Origin of the sequence: Autumnicola musiva (genome assembly GCF_031846585.1) — a bacterium.
Classification (GTDB): domain Bacteria; phylum Bacteroidota; class Bacteroidia; order Flavobacteriales; family Flavobacteriaceae; genus Autumnicola; species Autumnicola musiva.
Genome location: NZ_JAVRHK010000011.1, coordinates 102,819 through 122,213, shown reverse-complemented (window position 1 = coordinate 122,213; position 19,395 = coordinate 102,819). Strand labels below are relative to the sequence as shown.

The following is a 19,395-nucleotide window of genomic DNA, read 5'->3' as shown; positions in this document are numbered from 1 at the left end:
TATTATGAGAAATTTAATCTATAGCCTCATCATTTTTAACTTAATTATTGGCTGCACCGTTGAAAAAGATAATATCACTATTTCAGGAACAATTAAAGGATTTAATTCAGAAGTACTTGAATATTCTAACCCTGTTAAAGGCTCTTCTGTTATATTTTTTAAAGAAGAAATACAACCAGATTCCGCAGGGAATTTTAAAATAGAAATTCCTCTAGAAGAAATAGCAATAATCAGAATAGGATTCCCGCAAAGCACTACTGTTAAATTAATTGCCGAACCTAATGAAGAATATGTTGTGAATTTTAATTTAACACAGAAGGATTCTGAACAAGCATACAATATAGAAGGAGATAATAAAAAGGTACAGGATTTATATAATAAATTGGAAAAACCAGTTCATATTCAGATCGCTGCCAGGCCTTTTTTACAAGATTCTTTGGCACCTGAAATTGAAAAGAAAATCAATAATCTAAAACAGGAAGAACTTGCGCCATTCAAAAACCTGCTTTCCGAGGCAACAATTTCGGAAGATATCTATAATTTTATAGCGCTAGACAGGCAGTATTATTACACTTCACTAAAGGGCACAGTGGCATTTATTAAATACCTCCAGGAAAGAAGACAAGAAGGCTCGTTTAATAAAGGCATAAAGAATATGTGGGAAAATACTTTTAACAATAATTTGCTTACACGGCAGGATTTTCAAAGGTCTGACTGGGGCTATGCATTGGCTGAAAATTATGTGTTCTTTAAAAACTATGAGAATGTAGATTTTAATGAAGAAACATTTCAAAAATCAATTGGTGATGGCTCATATAATAGCTTTCTTTTAAAAAGCTACGATAAACACCTCCCGGAGCATATTGTTGCATTTTGTAAGGCATTTTATTTTTATCAGGAGTTAATGCAACAGGATTACAAGAAGGAGTTTATTACATTTTTTGAAAATTTCAAAAAAGATTATCCAAATAATCCATATAGTCCTTATTTGAAACCGTTGATAGAGGATGTTATTGTTTTTCATGAAAAAGCTGGGAAAAATTTTAATAAAGAGATTGCTTTTGTGGAAGACTACGAATCCAAAAATTCTCTAGATGAAATTCTAGAAGAATTTAAAGGAAAAAAGCTTTTTATAGATGTTTGGGCAACTTGGTGCGCCCCCTGTAAGGAAGAATTTAAACATAATGATTCTTTAAAAAATCTGCTGAAGGCTTCTAACACGAACATTCTCTATGTCTCAATAGATGATGAGGAAAGAAGTGAGAAATGGAAAGAGATGATTAAATTTTACAATTTGAAAGGCTCACACTTAAGGGCTAATTCCGAATTGAATTCTGATCTTCGAAAGATTTATGATGATAACGAAATAATTTATATTCCTTGGTATATATTAGTAGATAGTAAAGGTAACATAGCCAGCAAGCATGCTGCAAAACCATCAAAATTGGAAGCACTACGGAATGAAATAACCTCTTTGGAGTAAATTATAAAGAAACTAAAACTGAAACTGCATTGCCGCCAAAACCCACTGCATTCACTAAAATTTTTTCCAGTTTATCTGGTTTTTTGCTGAATTTTGAAAAAGGTACCGGAATAAATTCCTGATGCTGAAGCATTAATATAGCCATTTCCATACTTAAAACTCCTGAAGCACCAAAGGTATGCCCCAACTTCCACTTGTTAGAAGTGATTGCGGGAATTTCTTCTCCAAAAACTGCATTTATCGCATTAACTTCGGCAAGATCTCCTTTTAATGTTCCCGGCGCATGAGTAACTACGGCATCAATTTCATCTGGATGTATATCCTGCATAGCCATTTTCATCGACTTCTGAAGGCATTCCCCTTCCGAAGATATAGAAACGCTGTGCTTCAGCTTTTCAGTTGCATAACCTATTCCTGATATTTGAGCTATGGCATTTTGTCCCTTACCTGTTTCCATACAAACAATACCGGCTCCCTCTCCAAGAACCATAGAATTTCGGGATTTATTCATATTGAGGGCCTGGCAGGGATAATCCAGATCTTCCGAAGCATAAATCTTCATAGCCTGCATTTGCGCAATAGTAAAAGGAGTTAATGCCGCTTCACTGCCGCCCACCAAAAATTTATCTGTAAATTCTGCCTGCAACCATGCAATGCCGTTTACCACTGCATGCAATCCGGTGGAGCAGGTGACGCTATGGGAAAATTCCGGTCCTTCATTTTCCAGATCCTGCTGCACCCAGGAGGAAATATTCCCTAAAGTAGTACTTGGAGAAGCTAGAGTTTCAGCTTTTCCTTTTTCTAAAAAAGATTTATGATATTTCTCAAATAATCCTGTGGCACCCCGGGAACTACCAATATTTATCCCAATATCTTTATCATTTCGCCAGCCTGCTCTTTTTACTGCCTCCCGTGAAGCAAAAACAGCATACAAAACCGAATCATCTAAAGATCGAAAATTGGCATTTTCAGACCGCAGGTTCTTGATCTCTTCTTTTAACTTCTCCGGAAGAAAACCCGCAAATGCTTTATTAATAAATTCTGATTTCTTAAGCTGATGTGACGGACGTAAATAGTTTTGCCAGATTTCTTCTGAAGTTTTTCCCAGGGCAGAAACCGAGGCGACTGAAGTAATAGAAACAGGAATTTTCAAGATTGTTATTTTTCAACAAAAATAAGGTCTGCTAAGGCTTCTGCTAAATTTTAAGCTGAAAATTTTAATGTAAAACCACCTTCCCTGCGTTAGTCCCCATCATAATAACAATGTAAAATCGATTTCATTTCTTTTTGCCCTTTAACTATCATATTAATCTCCTGCCCTACTTCTACGGAAATAAAAGGTTTTAAAGGCTGAGCTACGTTGTTTATAAATGTAAAAGCCTGCTGCAACTGCTCATCCCACTGCTGGTGAAAATTTTCGAGATCATCGGGGTAAACCACCTTCCTTTCAGTGTCTTCATTCTTTGCCTCAAAGGCTTCAGTTACGTTAAGATAACCGTAATCGTCAGTAAGTTCTTCGCCTGCCTGTATATCCCTTATTGCAAGTTCAAAATCATAAGCCGTGGTAAGACAGTTAGAGCGAAAACTATGATTAACATATTTTGCAGTATCCCAGCACAAAACAAAATTTCCTTTATTGTTTCTGAAGGTGTATTTATCTATCATCTTTTGGGCCACTTCACTCATCCTTTCCACCTGTTGCGGACTGTAAATCTGGTCCAATTCATCCTGAACCCAGGTAATTGTGCCTTTGGGAATATGTTTTAAAGCCACCACTCCATAACCTATCTCCTCACTAATAAATCGGACTTCCGTATCCGGATGCATCATAATTTCAGGATTTTATCTTCTAAAATTCGCAAATAAACAAATGCAAAAAGAAAGAATTTTCAATCCCAAACGTTAAATTTTCAGCTAAAAAATTTCCAGTGTGGCTTCTATGCTTTTATAAACCTTTTTCAGTTCTTCATCTTTAATGATAAAAGGGGCCAGGATATAAATAGTATTTCCCAGCGGGCGAAGAAAAATTCCTCTGTCCATAAAATGTTTAAAAAGCTGATTCCTTATGTTCCCGTAACGCTCCATTTCCACATTAAGATCAAAGGCGTAAATAATCCCCAATTGCCTGGTGTTGATGACTTTTGGATGATCTTTTATCCTGTTATGGAAGTCCTGATGAGATTTGGTTACTCTCTTTATATTTTCCTGAATCTCTTCGGAAAGCAATAATTCCACCCCCGCTAAAGCAGCCGCACAAGCCAAAGGATTGGCCGAGTACGTATGCCCGTGAAAAAGTCCTTTTGCAATATCATCTGAATAAAATGCGTCGTAGATTTGCTGAGTGCAGGAAGTAAGCCCCATTGGCAGCAATCCCGCAGTGAGTGCTTTAGACATGCAAATAACATCTGGCTTAGTTTCCAGGTAATCTGAAGCGAAATATTTTCCCGTTTTGCCAAAGCCGGTCATCACCTCATCTGCCACGCAAATAATTTCATTTTCCTTGCAAATTTGAAGGATACGCTCAAGGCCTTCTGCATCATGCATTTTCATTGCGGCGGCACCCTGAACCAACGGCTCATAGATAAAACCGGCAATTTTATATTCTGAAATTAACTTTTTCAGCTTTCTAATCACCTCAGCATTGTTTTCTCCATTTGGCGTTGGGATACGTACTACGGCTATAAAATGATCTTCAAAAGCACCATTATAAACCGAAAGTCCAGAAACAGACATTGCGCCAAATGTGTCGCCGTGAAAGCCTTCTTCAAAAGCCAGCATTACCTTGCGGTCATTCCCCAGGTTATGATGGTACTGCAACGCCATCTTTATCCCGATCTCCGTTGCTGTGGAACCATTGTCGTTAAAAAACATCTTCTGCTGGCCGGAAGGTAAAATTTTAATTAACGCTTCAGAAAGTTCTACGGCAGGTTTATGCGTAAAACCGCTAAATACCACCTGGTCAAGATTATGCATTTGCTCCGAAACCTTGGAAGTAATATATTCATTACAGTGCCCATACATACAGGTGTACCAGGAAGCAATTCCGTCTATATATCCTTTCCCGTCCTCTCCATATAAAATACTGCCTTTAGCTTTGGTGATTGCCAGCATTTCAGGAGCAATTTTATGCTGGGTAAGCGGGTGCCAAAGATGTTTTTTATCCCTTTCTGAAAGATTTTGTTCTTTTATATTTTGTTTGAAATCTGACATATATCTTCTTATTGCCAGACCTCACAGGTTTTTAAAAGCTGTGAGGTCTCCATTACAATTTACTTTTAAAAACTTCAGCATATTCTTTGACTACATTCTGGTCAAAATAAGGTTCCTGTTCAATTCTTCCCAATATCGGCACCTTGCCCATTTTCTTTATAATTTCTTCGGAAGAAGGATTTTCTTCCCCGCTAAAAATTATTCCGAAGCATTCCAGTCCGCGATTTTTTAAAGCTTCCAGGCTCAACAATGTATGGTTAATACTGCCCAGGTAATTCCGTGAAACCAGGATTACTTTATATTCAGGTTTAATAAGGTCTGCAATTGTTTCCTGATCATTAATTGGAACCAAAAGTCCGCCGGCACCTTCAATAACCAGCTGATTTTCAGTTTTAGGTTCAGTAATTTTTTCCGAAGTAACCTCAATATTATCAATTTTGGCAGCCGCATGCGGACTCATGGGAGTTTTTAGCGCAAAGGCATTCGGATGAAAAACCGTCTTTTTATTGCTGATCAGTTTTTCGATTTTATGAGTATCGGAATTATCCAAATCTCCCGCCTGGATGGGTTTCCAGTAATCGGCTTCCAAAGCTTCGGTCACAATAGCTGAAACTATGGTTTTTCCAACTTCGGTTCCAATTCCGGTAATAAAATATTTATTCTTCATTCTTTATTAACTTTATTAAACCTTTGCTTGCAATTTTCACATCGATAACTGGAATTGGCATAAAAAGGTAAAACGGTTGTGAAAAATCCCAGTACAAGAGCAAAAAAGCTTTTCAAATCACCTACATGAGTGAAGTAATTTATATTACTACTGTTGCAATTTGGGCAATGAATTTTATTTCCTTCATCATCAATAGAAAATTCATCAATACTTTTTAGCAGCCTTAAAGCTTTTTCTTTATCATCGCTATAAACCAAAAGCTTTACTCCACCTATAGCATGGCTCACTAATGGATCTGTATCTATTGTATATTGATCATTTAAAAAGGTCTTAATTCCTTCCGCCTCCAATCTTCCCCGGAGAATCTGTGCTTCTGATGAATATTGAAAAACGGCAATTTTTGCAAAAGTATTATTCACCTTAAAAATTTTAAAACCTTAGCTATCTCTTCTTCTGAATTAAAAGAATGCAGGCAAAACCGCAGCCGTTCTTTTCCTTCAGGCACTGTTGGGGACAAAATTGGTTTTACTGAAAATCCTTCTTCCCGGAGTTTTTCTGAAGCAGCCTTTACTTCAGCATTCCCAGTAATGATACAGGATTGAATTGCTGAATCACTTGCTATAAAAGAAGTTTCCAAATTGTGCTTTTTTACCTGCTCCTTAAAAAAACTGATATTTTTATTCAATTGCTGAAGCTGAAACCTGCCGGTTTGTTCTAAATGTTGATAAGCTGCCAGGATTGTGGCGACTGAATGCGGCGGCAAAGCGGTAGTGAAAATAAAACTACGGGCAAAATTAATGAGGTAATCCTTCAGTTGATTGCTGCCCAGAATTGCTGCGCCATGACACCCAATAGCTTTGCCAAAGGTGTTTATCCTGGCAAACACCTGTTCTTCAAGCCTTAATTGCTGCACCAGGCCTTCCCCTTTCTCCCCAAAAACTCCCGTACCATGCGCTTCATCCACAATCAGAAAAAAATTCTTTTCCGAAGAAAATTCAGCTAAAGATTTGAGATCAGGAGTGTCACCATCCATGGAAAAAACAGATTCGGTAACTATAAAAACATCAGCATTTTCAGGATTTACCATTTTTATCCTGGATTTTAAACTTTCCAGCTCATTATGCCGAAAATTGAAAGATTTGGCATTGCTCATTTTTATCCCATCTCTTATGGATGCATGCACCAGTTCGTCATAAAAAATAAAATCCCCACGTTGCGGCACTGCTGAAAAAAAACCAATGTTGGCATCGTAGCCGGAATTAAAAATAAGCGCAGCTTCAACCTTATGGTAGGCTGTCAGGAAATCTTCAGCTAACGTATATAAATGATGGTTTCCGGAGAGCAGGCGGGAACCTGTGGCTCCGTTTCGCTCCAGTTTATGCTTCTTTAAGATCGCTGCTGTTTTTTCAAAAATTTCTTCCGAAGAAGAAAATCCCAGGTAATCGTTGGACGAAAAATCGAAAAGGTTCTGCCCATTTCCCAAAACGCGAAAAGCCGACTGCTGCTTCCTGTTCTCGAGGCTTTTCTCTAATTTTAAAGGTAACTTGAACATGAAAACAAATTTACAACTTTAGAAAAGTCTGAAGATATGGAATGGCAGGAATTTGTTTACGAATAGGATTGGCAACTATTGCAGGATTCATTATAGGGCTTGAACGCGAACTGAAAGGTAAAAGCGCTGGGTTACGAACCAACTGCCTGGGATTTAATGTTTTTGAAAAGAAGGCTTAAGGAGAAGTCCGAAGAAGAATGATGATACAATACTATTTTTTACTTTCCTTATCTTTCATTTTCGTATGATCTACATTATCTTCAGGAGTATCATCAATTTCGCTCTTCAGCACATGAGAATTCTTTTGATATTTTCCTCTAAGGTCATCCATTACTGAATTCTTCCAAAGTTTTATTCCAATAAAATAAGAGGCTCTTCCAATGAGATGCGCACTTACGGGAGCTGTTAGAAATATGAATATTACAATAACCTGCGACCTGGAAGTTGTGGAAAGATCATTAAAATAAAAAGCCACTGCTGCAAGCATAAGCCCTACTCCCAAAGTGGCGGCTTTGGTAGTTACCGATATACGAAGATAGGTATCAGGCATTCTTATTAGCCCCACAGCTGCCAGCAGAACAAACAATGCTCCAAAAGTTACAATTACGGCAATTACAGTTGAACTCATTTTCTGTTTCTTTTTTCAAGGTAATATGATAGTGCCACTGTACTCAGAAAAGCAATTAGGGCCAGAATCATGGCTACATCCAAAAGAGCCGATTTTCCGGTGAGAATGCTGTAAACACTAATAACTCCTATTCCGGTAGTAATAAGAAGGTCCAGCGCAATTACTTTATCTGCAATACTGGGCCCTTTAAGGAAGCGATAGACAATAAGGATAATCGCCACCATTAGCACGGGTAATATTATATAATTTAAATATTCGTTTAGCGTCATCTTAAAATTTCCAAAATTCGTTTTTCAAATCCGTTTTTAATGCTGTCAATAAACTCCTGCCTGTCGTTTATATACATTGCATGAACGTACAGTACCTTCCTGTCATTCGAAACATCCAGGCTAAGAGTACCGGGGGTTAGCGAAATAAGGTTCGCCAGCAAAGTAATGCCAATATTGGATTGAACATCCAGTGGAATTTTTACAATTCCCGGCTTCATTCTATAGTGAGGAGTAATTACCTCATAGGCCACCTGGAGGTTTGCTTTTATAAGCTCGTAAAAGAAGTATAAGATAAAAATGATAATCTTAGGAACAATTGTAAAATATTTTGCTGTTCCCGACCCCCTTGTGATAACCCGCAGGATTATAAAACTAAGCACAAAACCAAAAAGGTAATTGGCAAAATTAAAATTCCCGGTAAGGGCCACCCAAACCAGCGTAAGCAGTAAATTTGATACAAACCTGTTCTTCATTCTTCAGTCTTTTACATATCGCTGTGCAGGACAGCATCTATATACCGGTTATTATTTGTTAATTCTTCTGCAATCCTGGAAGACAGCAACTGGATATGTTCTGCCCCAAAACCAATATAAAGTGATACAAGGCTTAAAAAAACAACCGGAGCAATAAACTGCACCTTTCTAAGCTTACTTATGTCGCTAAAATATTCAAAGCTGGAATGTCTAGGACGCTCTTCAGGAGTTTTCCAAAATACTTCGGCCCATAGTTTTGCTATTATCACCAAGGTAATAAAACTGGCAAAAATGATAGCCCCTATTGTCCAGTAGTTTTCCGCAGCAAAACCTGCGTTTATCAAAGATATTTTCGGCCAGAAACCGGAAAGTGGCGGAATACCAACCAATGAAAACAAAGGCACAAACAACAATAAACTTAATTTAGGATACTGGGCATAAAATCCGCCAAGTACCTTCATACTGTTGGAAGCCTTTATTTTATAAAGAATTCCGCTAAGCATAAATAGATTTGTCTTCACCACAATATCATGAATAAGGTAAAATATAGCCCCGGCTATAGCCACCTCAGTGAACATCCCCAATCCGGCAATCATATAACCAATATGACAGATGATAAGATAGGAAAATACCTTTCTCACATTATTCTGAACCAACGCCCCTAAACCTCCACTTATAAGGGTGAATACAGCCACTGCAATAAGAATCTGGCCCAGAAAAACGTCATCTACAAAAATCAACGTAAAAACCCTGATCAGCGCGTAAACCCCAACTTTTGTAAGCAATCCTCCAAAGATTGAAGATACCGCTGAAGGAGGCGTGTGATAAGAAGCAGGTAGCCAGAAATACAGCGGAAAAACTGCGGCTTTTATTCCAAAACCAATAAGGAACAGGATTGCGGTAACTTCAACCAGCCCCCGGTTTTCTACCGCAGCAACTTTACCTGCAAGATCGGCCATGTTCAGGCTTCCGGTTAATCCATAAAGAACGGCAATGGCGGTAAGGAAGATCATGGACGCCACGATATTTAGCGTAAAATATTTTACGGCTCCCTCCAGCTGGGCTTTTTCTCCACCTATGGTGATGAGCACAAAAGAACTAATGATTATAATTTCAAACCAAACATAAAGGTTAAAAATATCTCCTGTAAGAAATGCCCCGTTGAGCCCTAACAATAGGAAATGAAAAATGGGAAAATAACCAAACCGTAACCTGGCTGGTATAATGGAGCCTGATGAAAAAACCGATACTGCAAGTCCCGAGATAGCCGTGAGCAGTACTAAAGTTGCTGAGAGAGTATCTGCGGCAAAAGTAATACCAAAGGGGGCTTCCCAGTTCCCTGCCTGTACGGTATAGATGCCGTTTTGCCAGATTTCAGCAAAAATCCAGATGGTTAATGCAAGGTTGACGCTACTCCCCAAAATACTAATGATACGCTGGGCATTAATCCTGTTCCAGAAGAACATCAGGAGAATGGCCAGCAGGATTTGCAGAAAAAGAGGATATATAATTATTTGTTGTGTCATGAATCTTCGTCGGTTGCGTTCATTTCATCTAAATCATCGGTCTTCACCACCTTATGCGCTCTCCTAACAAGGATAATTGCAAAAGATTGCAGGCCAAAACTTATCACAATCGCAGTTAAAATTAGTGCCTGGGGCACAGGATCGGCATAGGCTTCAAGAAAGACTTCAGAATTTTCAGGGATAATTGGCGGTGCCCCTTTGGTTATTCTTCCCAGGAGAAAAATAAGCAGGTTAGCGCCATTTCCAAAAAGTATAATCCCGATAATAAGCTTTACCAGGCTGCGACGCAAAATCATATAAATGCCCGCAGCGTAAAGAATGCCTATCATTATCGCTATAAGTATTTCCATAAAATTAAGCCGATTCTGTAATTGTAAAAATTATCGTGAGGGTTACTCCAACCACTACCAGGTAAACTCCCACATCAAAAAACAGGGCAGATCCTATGGAGCCCAATACCGGAACATGCCCGTGCATCCAAAGGCCGGTCATAAATGGCATATCGGCAAAAAGAACGGGAGACATTCCGCTTAAAAAAGAAACAGCCAGCCCGGCCGGCATAAGGAAACCGGGATGTATCTTCAGTAAATCTTTGGTGTTTTTTAAGCCGTTGGCAAAGGAATGCAATACAAAAGCTATGGCAGCAATAAGGCCACCCACAAAACCCCCACCCGGCAGGTAATGGCCTCTCAGCAAAATAAATATGGAAAAAAGCAGCAATACCGGTAAAAGGTAGTTTGACGCTGTTCTTAATATTAAGGTTTTCATGTTCTATTTTACTATTTTATTCTATCTGAACTTTTCAGCCTTAGCTTTAGCAATCCAAATACGCCAATTGCAGCAATGGCCAAAACTGAAATTTCTATCATGGTATCTGCGCCTCTGAAGTCAACCAGGATAACATTTACCACGTTTTTCCCATGAGCCATAATGTAAGCATTCTTTGCATAAAAATCTCCTATTTCATTATGTACAGGCTCAGAAAGTACTTCCAGGGCCAGGATGGCTATTATTACTCCAAATGCACAGGAAATAATACCATCTTTTATCCTCATCTTATAATCTGAAAGTTTAAGGTAACGTGGTAATTTATAAAGCACCAGCACAAAAAGGATAACGGTAAGGGTATCTATGGAAAACTGCGTCATTGCCAGGTCTGGAGCGCTATAAAACACAAAAATGAGACAAATGGCGAGGCCAACTACCCCCATTGCCGCCACTGCTGCAAGCCTGGAACCTGTAAAAACGGTATAAAAAACACCTAAAATTAGAATTACGGTGGCTACAATTTCATATACAGAAAGATTACTTAGCGAGGCATAATCCAGGTCTAAAGTTGTATTTCCAATCATAGTATAACCCACCAGCACCACGAGAAACACAATAATGGTGGAGACGTAATTCCTTAAATAGCCATTCTGAAATATTTTTGTCCAATAGGCTGAAAAAGTTACGAATAACCTGTTGAAGCCTTCAAGGATAGTTTTGGGAGAAGCCGCATGGAATTTAGCAATAAAATTCTCCAGCTTTTCTGAAGGTTTTATTACAAAATACATGACTGTCCCTACCACAATGGTTACAAGGCTTAATATAAAAACCGTATTGAAGCCATGCCATAATGCCAGATGAATTTCTTCTGAATTTTCCCCTAAGGCGGTTACCACAGGTTTTATAATATTATCCTGAACAAGGGCCGGAAAAATTCCTAGAGCCATTCCTAAAGTAGCCAATAATAGTGGAGGGAGCCACATAGCCACAGACGGCATGTGAATTTTCTGAAAACGTTCGGGGAGTTTTCCCTTAAACGGACTAATCCCTGCCACGAATCCTGCGTAAAGCAGTAATATCTTTGTAAGGACTATAGCAACAACAAGTATAATATTAAAAACTTCAGAATGAAGTGTTCCTTCATAAGTAAGTTCTTTCCCTAAAAATCCTATACTGGGCGGAATTCCCGCACTGGATATAGCTGCCAAAAATCCTGCAATTGCCACAGGCATAAGAACTTTTCTTAGTCCGGAGAGAGCAGTTGCATCCCTGGTACCGGTTTCATGATCTATAATTCCGGTCACCAGAAACAATGTTGCTTTATATAAAGCATGTACTATGATAAACACTGCAGCCGCGAGAAAAGTATCTTTTGTACCCATCCCGATTAGAAACACCAGTATCCCCAAAGCCGATATTGTGGAGTAAGCAAGTATGCCTTTTAAATCTGTCCTGAAAAGGGTGTGAACGGCAGAATAAACCATCGTTACAGCTCCTACAATTATAAGAGTGGTATTCCAGATTTCCTCACCCCCCAAAACCGGCGTCATCCTCATCAATAAATAAATCCCGGCTTTTACCATTGTAGCTGAATGCAGATAAGTGGAAACCGGAGTAGGAGCTTTCATCGCCCCGGGAAGCCAGAAATGAAATGGAAACTGGGCAGATTTGGTAAAAGCCGCAATAAAAATAAAGATTACCGCAAGTAAATAATATTCGTGGCCTGCAATGGCATCTTTCATACTCAGCATTTCTGCAATACTGTAAGTTCCGGCTATATTCCCCAGCACCAAAGCAGCCAACAGGAGGAACAATCCCCCAATACCTGTTATCCCTAATGCCGTTAAAGCCGATTTTCTTGAAGCCTCACTCGTGTTATTAAACCCTATAAGAAAGAAAGAACTTATACTGGTTAACTCCCAGAAGGTAAAAAGGGAGATCATATTGTCAGATAGTACCAGCCCGAGCATTGCCCCCATAAAGGCCGCCAAATAACCATAGAACCTATCCAAATACTCATGGCCTTTCAGGTAAGAAGAAGTATAGGCAAAAACCAGAAATCCAATCCCGGTGATCATCAGGGAAAAGAGAAGGGACAAACCGTCCAGGGTAAAACTAAGGTCAACACCAAACGATGGCACCCATTCATAAGTTTCCCGTATAACCCGGCCGCTGCCAATTTCAGGAATAAATCTGCAAAAATAAATAAAAAGTCCCAGCGGGATAAGAGAAGCCAGAACTGAGAATTTTCCTTTGAAAAATTTTCCTGCAAAGATCAGAAAAACCGCAAATAAAAATCCTAAAAGTATTGCTGTGAGCATATTTTCGAAAAAATTCCGTGTTCAGGCAAATATAATAGTATTATTTAAGTTTTTGGAATTTGAAGAAGCACATATCTGCTGCCACAGATGCTATAAAAGAAGGATTTTTTTTTTTGAAACTTTTCGGCAGATTATTATCATCAAATTTCTTAAAATCATAAGTATTTTCTATGATATCTCCAGAATCAAATATTCTAAAACTTAATTTCAGAAAAAATAATTTATGAATATCCGGAAACAATAATATGATGTTTAAAACCTTCTCCTATTCAAATTCTTAGTACAAGGTTCTCGACACGATAGATCTTACAAGTTTCAAAACCCGTGAGGTCTGGTACTCGATGCAGATTTCTTATTTATGAATAAATACGAACATTCAATAAATAAATTATGAATATTAATAATTCATATTACTTTTTACCCGGGCCAACCTTTCTATATTAAAAACAGGAAAAGCCAAAGCTGTACGTTTATCTACTCTGGAAGGTATATGCAATGCGCTAAATTGCCAGCCCGGGGATATTTTAGAATATACTGAAGAAGAGTAACTGGCATTTCTGATATTATTTTTAATTTACCGTCAAAAATCACAATATGCGCCTATTTTTTGCTTTCCTGCTTTGTTCTGTAGCTTGTTTTAGCCAGACCACTACTTATAATATTTCTTTTGAAAACGCTGTACATCATGAAGCTAATATTAAAGCCAGCTTTCCCAATCTGGGATCGGAAGTTCTCACTTTAAGAGTGAGCCGAACTTCCCCCGGAAGGTATGCGCTTCACGAATTTATAAAGAATGTTTATGGAGTAAAAGCTACCAACAGCAAAGGTGAAGAACTTAAAATGAACCGGCCCGATCCCTATTCCTGGAAAATTTCCGGTCATGATGGCACTGTGAATATTGAATATACACTTTTTGCAAACCGTGGAGATGGTACTTACACGCAGATAGATTTAACCCACGCTCATCTTAACATTCCCGCCACTTTTATTTATTCCGAAAAATTAAAGCAGCGCCCTGTAGAAGTCAATTTTAATACAACAGGGCATCCCGACTGGAAAATTGCCACCCAGCTGAAGCATATTAGCGGCAACAAATATTTTGCGCCAAATTTGTATTATTTTATGGACAGCCCTACAGAAATCAGCAATTTTGATCTGCGGCAATATCAGGTTGATGGGCAAAACATCCGCTTTGTACTGCACCATCCCGGTACAGATCAGGAATTTGACCAGTACTGGGAACAGGTGAAAAAGATCGTGACGCAGGAAAAAGCGGTTTATGGAGAACTACCTAAATATGATTTTGGGGAATATACCTTCCTGGCCTGTTATATGCCAAATGTTTCCGGGGATGGCATGGAGCACCGCAACAGCACCATACTTACCGATGTTGAAAGTTTGGGCGAAGGCGGAATGAAAGGAAACATCGGAACCGTTTCCCATGAATTTTTCCACTCCTGGAATGTGGAACGAATAAGACCAAAGTCCCTTGAACCCTTTAATTTTGAAAAGGCCAATATGAGCGGCGCCCTATGGTTCGCTGAAGGTTTTACAAGTTATTACACCGGCCTTATTCTTTGTCGCGCCGGAATCACCACTCCTGAAGAATACGTAAACAGCCTTAACGGCACGTTTAACTATGTATGGAATTCTCCTGCGCTGGAATATTTCAACCCAATAGAAATGAGCTATCAGGCGCCGTTTGTAGATGCTGCAACTTCGGTAGACCCGGTAAACCGCCAGAATACTTTTGTTTCTTATTATTCCTACGGAAGTATTCTCGGTCTCGCACTTGACCTTCAATTAAGAGAAAAAGAGCTTAATCTTGACGATTTTATGAAACTGGTTTGGGAAACCTACGGCGAACCGGAAATTCCGTACACCATTGATGATTTGAAGGAAATTTTAGGCAAATATGCCGGAAAAGAATTCGCTTCACAATTCTTCAGCAATTATATTTATGACAGTAAGATGCCGAATTATGAAAACCTATTTAATACCGTAGGACTGGAAATATCCCAACAAACTGATCAGGCATATTTTGGTGCATCTGTACGCGATTCAGAAAAAGGACTTGTAATTAGCAAAGGCCCCATGAAAGGAACACCCGCATATATTGCGGGATTAGATGAAGGGGATAAAATTGTAGCAATAAATTCTACAGAAATAAGCACTAAAGAAGCCTGGGAAGGTGAAATTTCGAATTTTGAACCCGGCGATACTTTTGAAGTCACTGTCTCCAGCTATGGAACAGAACGAACAGCAGAAGTAAAACTTCAGCCAAATCCTACCTATATCATCAAAATTGATGAAAATGCTTCGGCTTTAACAAAAGCTGCCAGAAAAAAATGGCTTTCAGAAAAATAAAAATCAAGCGGAACAGATTGTTTCGGCTATCGCCTCGCAATACCGGTCTTAAAAGGTTGATAAAATTTAGTGACAAAAAAAAGCCTGTTGCGTAAAAATCACAACAGGCTTTTTTATGATGAGCAATTTCCTCAAGATTAATCTGCCAGAATAATTGCTTTGTTATCTTTTAACTCAAGAACTCCGCCCTGTATAGTGTAATACAGCACATTTGTTTCTGATGATGATTTCCTGATATCCTTGTTGAATTTTTCAGTTTCGGCACCAGCTGCAAGATTAATTTTAACGTCACCTTTTGTAAGAGTGGAAACTATAGGTGCATGATTATTCAGCATTTGAAATTCACCATCATGTCCAGGCACTTTTACCGCGTCCACTTCAGCTTCAAAAACCACTGCTTCAGGAGTTACTATTTCTAAATACATATTTTTCAGTTATCAATTATCAATAACCAGTAAGAGCAACAGGCAAATTTAAAATATCGCCTACTGAGCACTACCTGCTATTTGGATTCAGCCAACATTTTTTCTCCGGCTTCTATAGCATCTTCAATAGTTCCTTTCAGGTTAAAAGCTGCTTCCGGAAGATGATCAAGCTCTCCGTCCATAATCATATTAAAGCCTTTGATAGTTTCTTTAATATCTACCAACACCCCTTTAAGTCCTGTAAACTGCTCGGCTACGTGGAAAGGCTGAGACAGGAAACGTTGTACACGCCTTGCACGTGATACCGCCTGCTTATCTTCTTCAGAAAGCTCTTCCATACCAAGAATTGCAATGATATCCTGTAATTCCTTATATCGTTGAAGAAGCTCCTTCACCCTTTGTGCACAGTTATAATGATCTTTCCCTAATATTTCAGGTGTAAGGATCCTTGAAGTAGAATCCAAGGGATCTACCGCAGGATAAATACCAAGTTCGGCAATTTTACGAGAAAGTACCGTTGTTGCATCCAGGTGGGCAAAAGTTGTTGCTGGTGCCGGGTCAGTAAGGTCATCTGCAGGTACATAAACCGCCTGTACCGAGGTAATAGAACCATTTTTAGTAGAAGTAATTCGTTCCTGCATCGCACCCATTTCAGTGGCAAGTGTTGGCTGGTAACCTACGGCAGAAGGCATACGTCCCAGAAGTGCAGACACTTCGGAACCTGCCTGTGTAAAACGGAAAATATTATCTACAAAGAAAAGAACGTCTTTCCCCTGCCCTTCTCCCGCTCCGTCACGGAAAAATTCAGCTATCGTTAATCCTGAAAGTGCCACACGAGCACGTGCCCCGGGTGGTTCGTTCATCTGACCAAATACGAATGTTGCTTTTGAATCCTTCATGGCCTCCTTATCCACCTTCTGAAGATCCCAACCGCCTTCTTCCATAGAATGCATAAAATCATCTCCGTATCTAATAATTCCCGATTCAAGCATCTCTCTTAAAAGGTCGTTACCTTCTCTTGTTCTTTCACCAACTCCGGCAAAAACGGAAAGGCCACCGTGACCTTTTGCAATATTATTAATAAGTTCCTGGATAAGTACGGTTTTACCAACCCCGGCACCTCCAAAAAGACCAATTTTACCACCTTTGGAATAAGGTTCAATAAGGTCAATCACCTTAATCCCGGTAAATAAAACTTCAGTAGAAACAGATAAATCTTCAAATTTTGGTGCTTCACGGTGAATTGAAAGACCATCTTTTCCTGATTTTGGAAGATTCCCAAGACCATCAATTGCATCTCCAATTACATTGAACAAACGGCCGTAAACATCACCACCAACCGGCATCTGGATAGGAGCACCTGTAGCAACCACTTCAACTCCTCTGCTCAAACCATCTGTAGAATCCATTGAAATTGTTCTTACAGTATCCTCACCAATGTGAGACTGTACCTCTAGCACCAAAATGGAACCGTCTTTTCTTGCAATTTCAAGAGAATCGTAGATTCTCGGCAATTCAGTGTTTTCTGAGTCGAACACAACATCAACTACAGGACCAATAATCTGGGCAACTTTACCTGTGACTTTAGACATTATCTAATTCTTTATTGTTTAATATTCAAAATCTGAAAAAATCTATTGGCTTGACTTATAATAACGTAAAACCTAAAACAGCCATTTTCAGGCTGCAAAGATAGTTTTTTCTTTATAAAATCATAGAGCACAATAAATAACTTTTTTATCCCAATCACAAACCCGGATTCAGGAATATTTTATAAGTGTTTATCTTCGGAAAAAATCAAAAAAAATCCCTTCACTTTTTACAGAAAAGGGATTTTTATAAATTTTGATACTATCAATTATTCCACAGTAACAGATTTTGCCAGGTTCCTTGGCTGATCTACGTTCTTACCAAGCATTACTGCTATGTGGTAAGAAAGCAGCTGAAGCGGAATAGTGGTAAGCAAAGGACTCATAGACTCCATTGTTTCCGGCACCTCAATTACGTGGTCTGCCAATTCCCTAACTTCAGTGTCACCATCGGTTACGATTGCTATAATTTTACCCTTTCGGGACTTTATTTCCTGAATATTGCTCACAACCTTCTCATAATATCCTTTCCTGGTAGCAATAACCACAACAGGCATTTGTTCATCTATTAAGGCAATTGGGCCATGTTTCATCTCTGCCGCAGGATAGCCTTCAGCATGAATATATGATATTTCCTTTAATTTAAGAGCACCTTCCAGCGCTACAGGGAAATTAAAACCCCTACCAAGATACAGGCAGTTTGTGGCATCTTTATAAATATCTGCTATTTTTCTAATATGTTCATCAGAATTTAATGCCTTTTGCACCTTATCCGGAATCCTTTCCAGTTCCTGCAAATGCATTTGGAAATCTGAATTAGAAATTGTGCCCATATGCTTGGCTAATTTGAGCGCCATTAAGGTAAGCACAGTTATTTGTGTAGTAAATGCTTTTGTTGAAGCTACACCAATTTCAGGCCCGGCATGTGTATAAGCCCCGGCGTGGGTCTCTCTCGATATGGAAGAGCCTACAACATTACAAACTCCAAATACAAAAGCTCCTTTTTCCCTGGCTAATTGTATTGCCGCCATAGTATCGGCTGTTTCCCCACTTTGGGATATGGCTATAACCACATCTTTTTCAGAGATTATTGGATTTCTGTAACGAAATTCTGAAGCATATTCCACTTCTACGGGAATTCTGGCAAGTTCTTCAAAAATATATTCTGCCACCAAACCGGCGTGCCATGAAGTTCCGCAGGCTACGATTATAATTCTTTTAGCATTGGAAATCCTTTCGATATTATTATCTACTCCGGCCATCCTTATTATGCCCTTTTCAGGAAGCATTCTACCCCTAAAAGTATCACTTATGGCATTAGGCTGTTCATAAATCTCCTTCAGCATAAAATGGTCAAAACCACCTTTTTCTATCTGCTCAAGGTTCATTTGAAGCTCATGAACATAAGGGTCTACAAGAGAGTCATCCTTAATCTTCCTGATCTTCACCTCTTTGTTGCGGCGTACCACCGCCATTTCACCATCTTCAAGATATATAGCGTTATTGGTGAATTCGATAAACGGTGAGGCATCTGATGCCACAAAAAATTCATCTTCCCCAATCCCAATAGCTAACGGGCTACCCAAGCGGGCAACCACAATTTCATCTGGCTTATTTTTATCAAAAACTGCAATAGCATAGGCACCCACAGTTTGATTTAAGGCAATTTGCACAGCCTTACCAAGTTTCACATTTTCTTTTTGCTTAACATCTTCAATAAGATTTACAAGTACTTCGGTATCTGTTTCACTTTTGAAGGTGTAGCCACGGGTTTTCAATTCCTTCTTGAGGGTATCGTAATTTTCAATAATCCCGTTATGAATAATTACAAGATTTCCCGAATTGGAATAATGAGGATGAGAATTGGTATCATTAGGCTCTCCGTGTGTGGCCCACCTGGTATGGCCTATCCCCACATTTCCGCTCGTATCTACCGAGCTTTCCATTTTTTCTTTAAGATCTGAAACCTTACCTTTTGTTTTGCATAATTTCAGTTCCCCTTCATCAAATAATGCAATACCTGCACTATCATAGCCACGGTATTCTAGCCTCTGCAGTCCTTTTAAAACAATGGGATATGCTTCCCTGTGTCCAATATATCCTACAATTCCACACAT

Annotated in this window: 20 protein-coding genes; 4 read left to right on the top strand and 16 right to left on the bottom strand. The window is 39.0% G+C overall.

Annotated elements, in window-relative coordinates:
- Positions 1 to 4 precede the first annotated feature (4 nt).
- Positions 5 to 1,483, top strand: a complete 1,479-nt coding sequence (locus tag RM539_RS14360) for a TlpA family protein disulfide reductase (RefSeq protein WP_311504108.1) — start codon at positions 5 to 7, stop codon at positions 1,481 to 1,483.
- Position 1,484: 1 nt separating this feature from the next.
- On the opposite strand, the gene RM539_RS14355 is transcribed toward RM539_RS14360, so the two are convergent.
- The 6 genes from RM539_RS14355 to RM539_RS14330 form a co-directional block, all read right to left on the bottom strand.
- Positions 1,485 to 2,636 carry a beta-ketoacyl synthase N-terminal-like domain-containing protein gene (locus tag RM539_RS14355; protein ID WP_311504107.1) on the bottom strand — a complete coding sequence of 384 codons (1,152 nt, stop codon included), beginning with the start codon at positions 2,634 to 2,636 and terminating at the stop codon, positions 1,485 to 1,487.
- An 89-nt stretch (positions 2,637 to 2,725) separates the two neighbouring features.
- Positions 2,726 to 3,313, bottom strand: coding sequence for an SET domain-containing protein (locus tag RM539_RS14350; RefSeq protein ID WP_311504106.1), 588 nt, complete (start codon positions 3,311 to 3,313; stop codon positions 2,726 to 2,728).
- A gap of 84 nt (positions 3,314 to 3,397) precedes the next feature.
- On the bottom strand, positions 3,398 to 4,693 hold the full coding sequence (bioA, locus tag RM539_RS14345) for an adenosylmethionine--8-amino-7-oxononanoate transaminase (protein ID WP_311504105.1): 1,296 nt from the start codon (positions 4,691 to 4,693) through the stop codon (positions 3,398 to 3,400).
- Between the two features lie 52 nt (positions 4,694 to 4,745).
- Positions 4,746 to 5,360: a dethiobiotin synthase gene (gene bioD, locus RM539_RS14340; protein WP_311504104.1), complete on the bottom strand. Its 615-nt coding sequence runs from the start codon at positions 5,358 to 5,360 to the stop codon at positions 4,746 to 4,748.
- Positions 5,357 to 5,779, bottom strand: a complete 423-nt coding sequence (locus tag RM539_RS14335; protein ID WP_311504103.1) for a putative signal transducing protein — start codon at positions 5,777 to 5,779, stop codon at positions 5,357 to 5,359. The genes bioD and RM539_RS14335 overlap by 4 nt, the downstream gene beginning before the upstream one ends.
- Positions 5,776 to 6,912, bottom strand: coding sequence for an aminotransferase class I/II-fold pyridoxal phosphate-dependent enzyme (locus tag RM539_RS14330; protein ID WP_311504102.1), 1,137 nt, complete (start codon positions 6,910 to 6,912; stop codon positions 5,776 to 5,778). The genes RM539_RS14335 and RM539_RS14330 overlap by 4 nt, the downstream gene beginning before the upstream one ends.
- A 41-nt stretch (positions 6,913 to 6,953) precedes the next feature.
- On the opposite strand from RM539_RS14330, the gene RM539_RS14325 reads away from it, so the two are divergent.
- On the top strand, positions 6,954 to 7,091 hold the full coding sequence (locus tag RM539_RS14325) for an MgtC/SapB family protein (RefSeq protein WP_311504101.1): 138 nt from the start codon (positions 6,954 to 6,956) through the stop codon (positions 7,089 to 7,091).
- Between the two features lie 32 nt (positions 7,092 to 7,123).
- Here the strand turns inward: RM539_RS14325 and mnhG are convergent, their stop codons facing one another.
- The 7 genes from mnhG to RM539_RS14290 are packed head-to-tail and all read right to left on the bottom strand — an operon-like array spanning position 7,124 to position 12,897.
- A complete protein-coding gene (mnhG, locus tag RM539_RS14320) occupies positions 7,124 to 7,540 on the bottom strand; it encodes a monovalent cation/H(+) antiporter subunit G (RefSeq protein ID WP_311504100.1) in 417 nt (138 codons plus the stop codon).
- Positions 7,537 to 7,809 carry a cation:proton antiporter gene (locus tag RM539_RS14315; protein ID WP_311504099.1) on the bottom strand — a complete coding sequence of 91 codons (273 nt, stop codon included), beginning with the start codon at positions 7,807 to 7,809 and terminating at the stop codon, positions 7,537 to 7,539. Before RM539_RS14315 ends, mnhG begins: the two co-directional genes overlap by 4 nt.
- On the bottom strand, positions 7,806 to 8,282 hold the full coding sequence (locus RM539_RS14310) for a Na+/H+ antiporter subunit E (protein WP_311504098.1): 477 nt from the start codon (positions 8,280 to 8,282) through the stop codon (positions 7,806 to 7,808). Before RM539_RS14310 ends, RM539_RS14315 begins: the two co-directional genes overlap by 4 nt.
- 11 nt (positions 8,283 to 8,293) lie before the next feature.
- Positions 8,294 to 9,808, bottom strand: coding sequence for a proton-conducting transporter transmembrane domain-containing protein (locus tag RM539_RS14305; protein WP_311504097.1), 1,515 nt, complete (start codon positions 9,806 to 9,808; stop codon positions 8,294 to 8,296).
- Positions 9,805 to 10,158, bottom strand: a complete 354-nt coding sequence (locus RM539_RS14300) for a Na+/H+ antiporter subunit C (RefSeq protein WP_311504096.1) — start codon at positions 10,156 to 10,158, stop codon at positions 9,805 to 9,807. Before RM539_RS14300 ends, RM539_RS14305 begins: the two co-directional genes overlap by 4 nt.
- A 4-nt stretch (positions 10,159 to 10,162) precedes the next feature.
- Positions 10,163 to 10,576, bottom strand: a complete 414-nt coding sequence (locus tag RM539_RS14295; RefSeq protein ID WP_311504095.1) for a Na+/H+ antiporter subunit B — start codon at positions 10,574 to 10,576, stop codon at positions 10,163 to 10,165.
- 11 nt (positions 10,577 to 10,587) lie between these two features.
- A complete protein-coding gene (locus tag RM539_RS14290; RefSeq protein ID WP_311504094.1) occupies positions 10,588 to 12,897 on the bottom strand; it encodes a putative monovalent cation/H+ antiporter subunit A in 2,310 nt (769 codons plus the stop codon).
- Between the two features lie 407 nt (positions 12,898 to 13,304).
- On the opposite strand from RM539_RS14290, the gene RM539_RS14285 reads away from it, so the two are divergent.
- Together RM539_RS14285 and RM539_RS14280 are read left to right on the top strand one after the other, a co-directional pair.
- Positions 13,305 to 13,445 (top strand): helix-turn-helix domain-containing protein, encoded by a 141-nt coding sequence (locus RM539_RS14285; RefSeq protein ID WP_311504126.1) that lies wholly within the window; start codon positions 13,305 to 13,307, stop codon positions 13,443 to 13,445.
- A 46-nt stretch (positions 13,446 to 13,491) separates the two neighbouring features.
- On the top strand, positions 13,492 to 15,264 hold the full coding sequence (locus RM539_RS14280) for a M61 family metallopeptidase (protein ID WP_311504093.1): 1,773 nt from the start codon (positions 13,492 to 13,494) through the stop codon (positions 15,262 to 15,264).
- A gap of 137 nt (positions 15,265 to 15,401) precedes the next feature.
- On the opposite strand, the gene RM539_RS14275 is transcribed toward RM539_RS14280, so the two are convergent.
- The 3 genes from RM539_RS14275 to glmS form a co-directional block, all read right to left on the bottom strand.
- Positions 15,402 to 15,689: a hypothetical protein gene (locus RM539_RS14275; RefSeq protein WP_311504092.1), complete on the bottom strand. Its 288-nt coding sequence runs from the start codon at positions 15,687 to 15,689 to the stop codon at positions 15,402 to 15,404.
- 77 nt (positions 15,690 to 15,766) lie between these two features.
- Entirely contained in the window at positions 15,767 to 17,281 is a 1,515-nt protein-coding gene (atpD, locus tag RM539_RS14270) for a F0F1 ATP synthase subunit beta (RefSeq protein WP_311504091.1), read from the bottom strand.
- A 266-nt stretch (positions 17,282 to 17,547) separates the two neighbouring features.
- Complete coding sequence (gene glmS / locus RM539_RS14265) at positions 17,548 to 19,395, bottom strand: glutamine--fructose-6-phosphate transaminase (isomerizing) (protein ID WP_311504090.1); 1,848 nt, start codon at positions 19,393 to 19,395, stop codon at positions 17,548 to 17,550.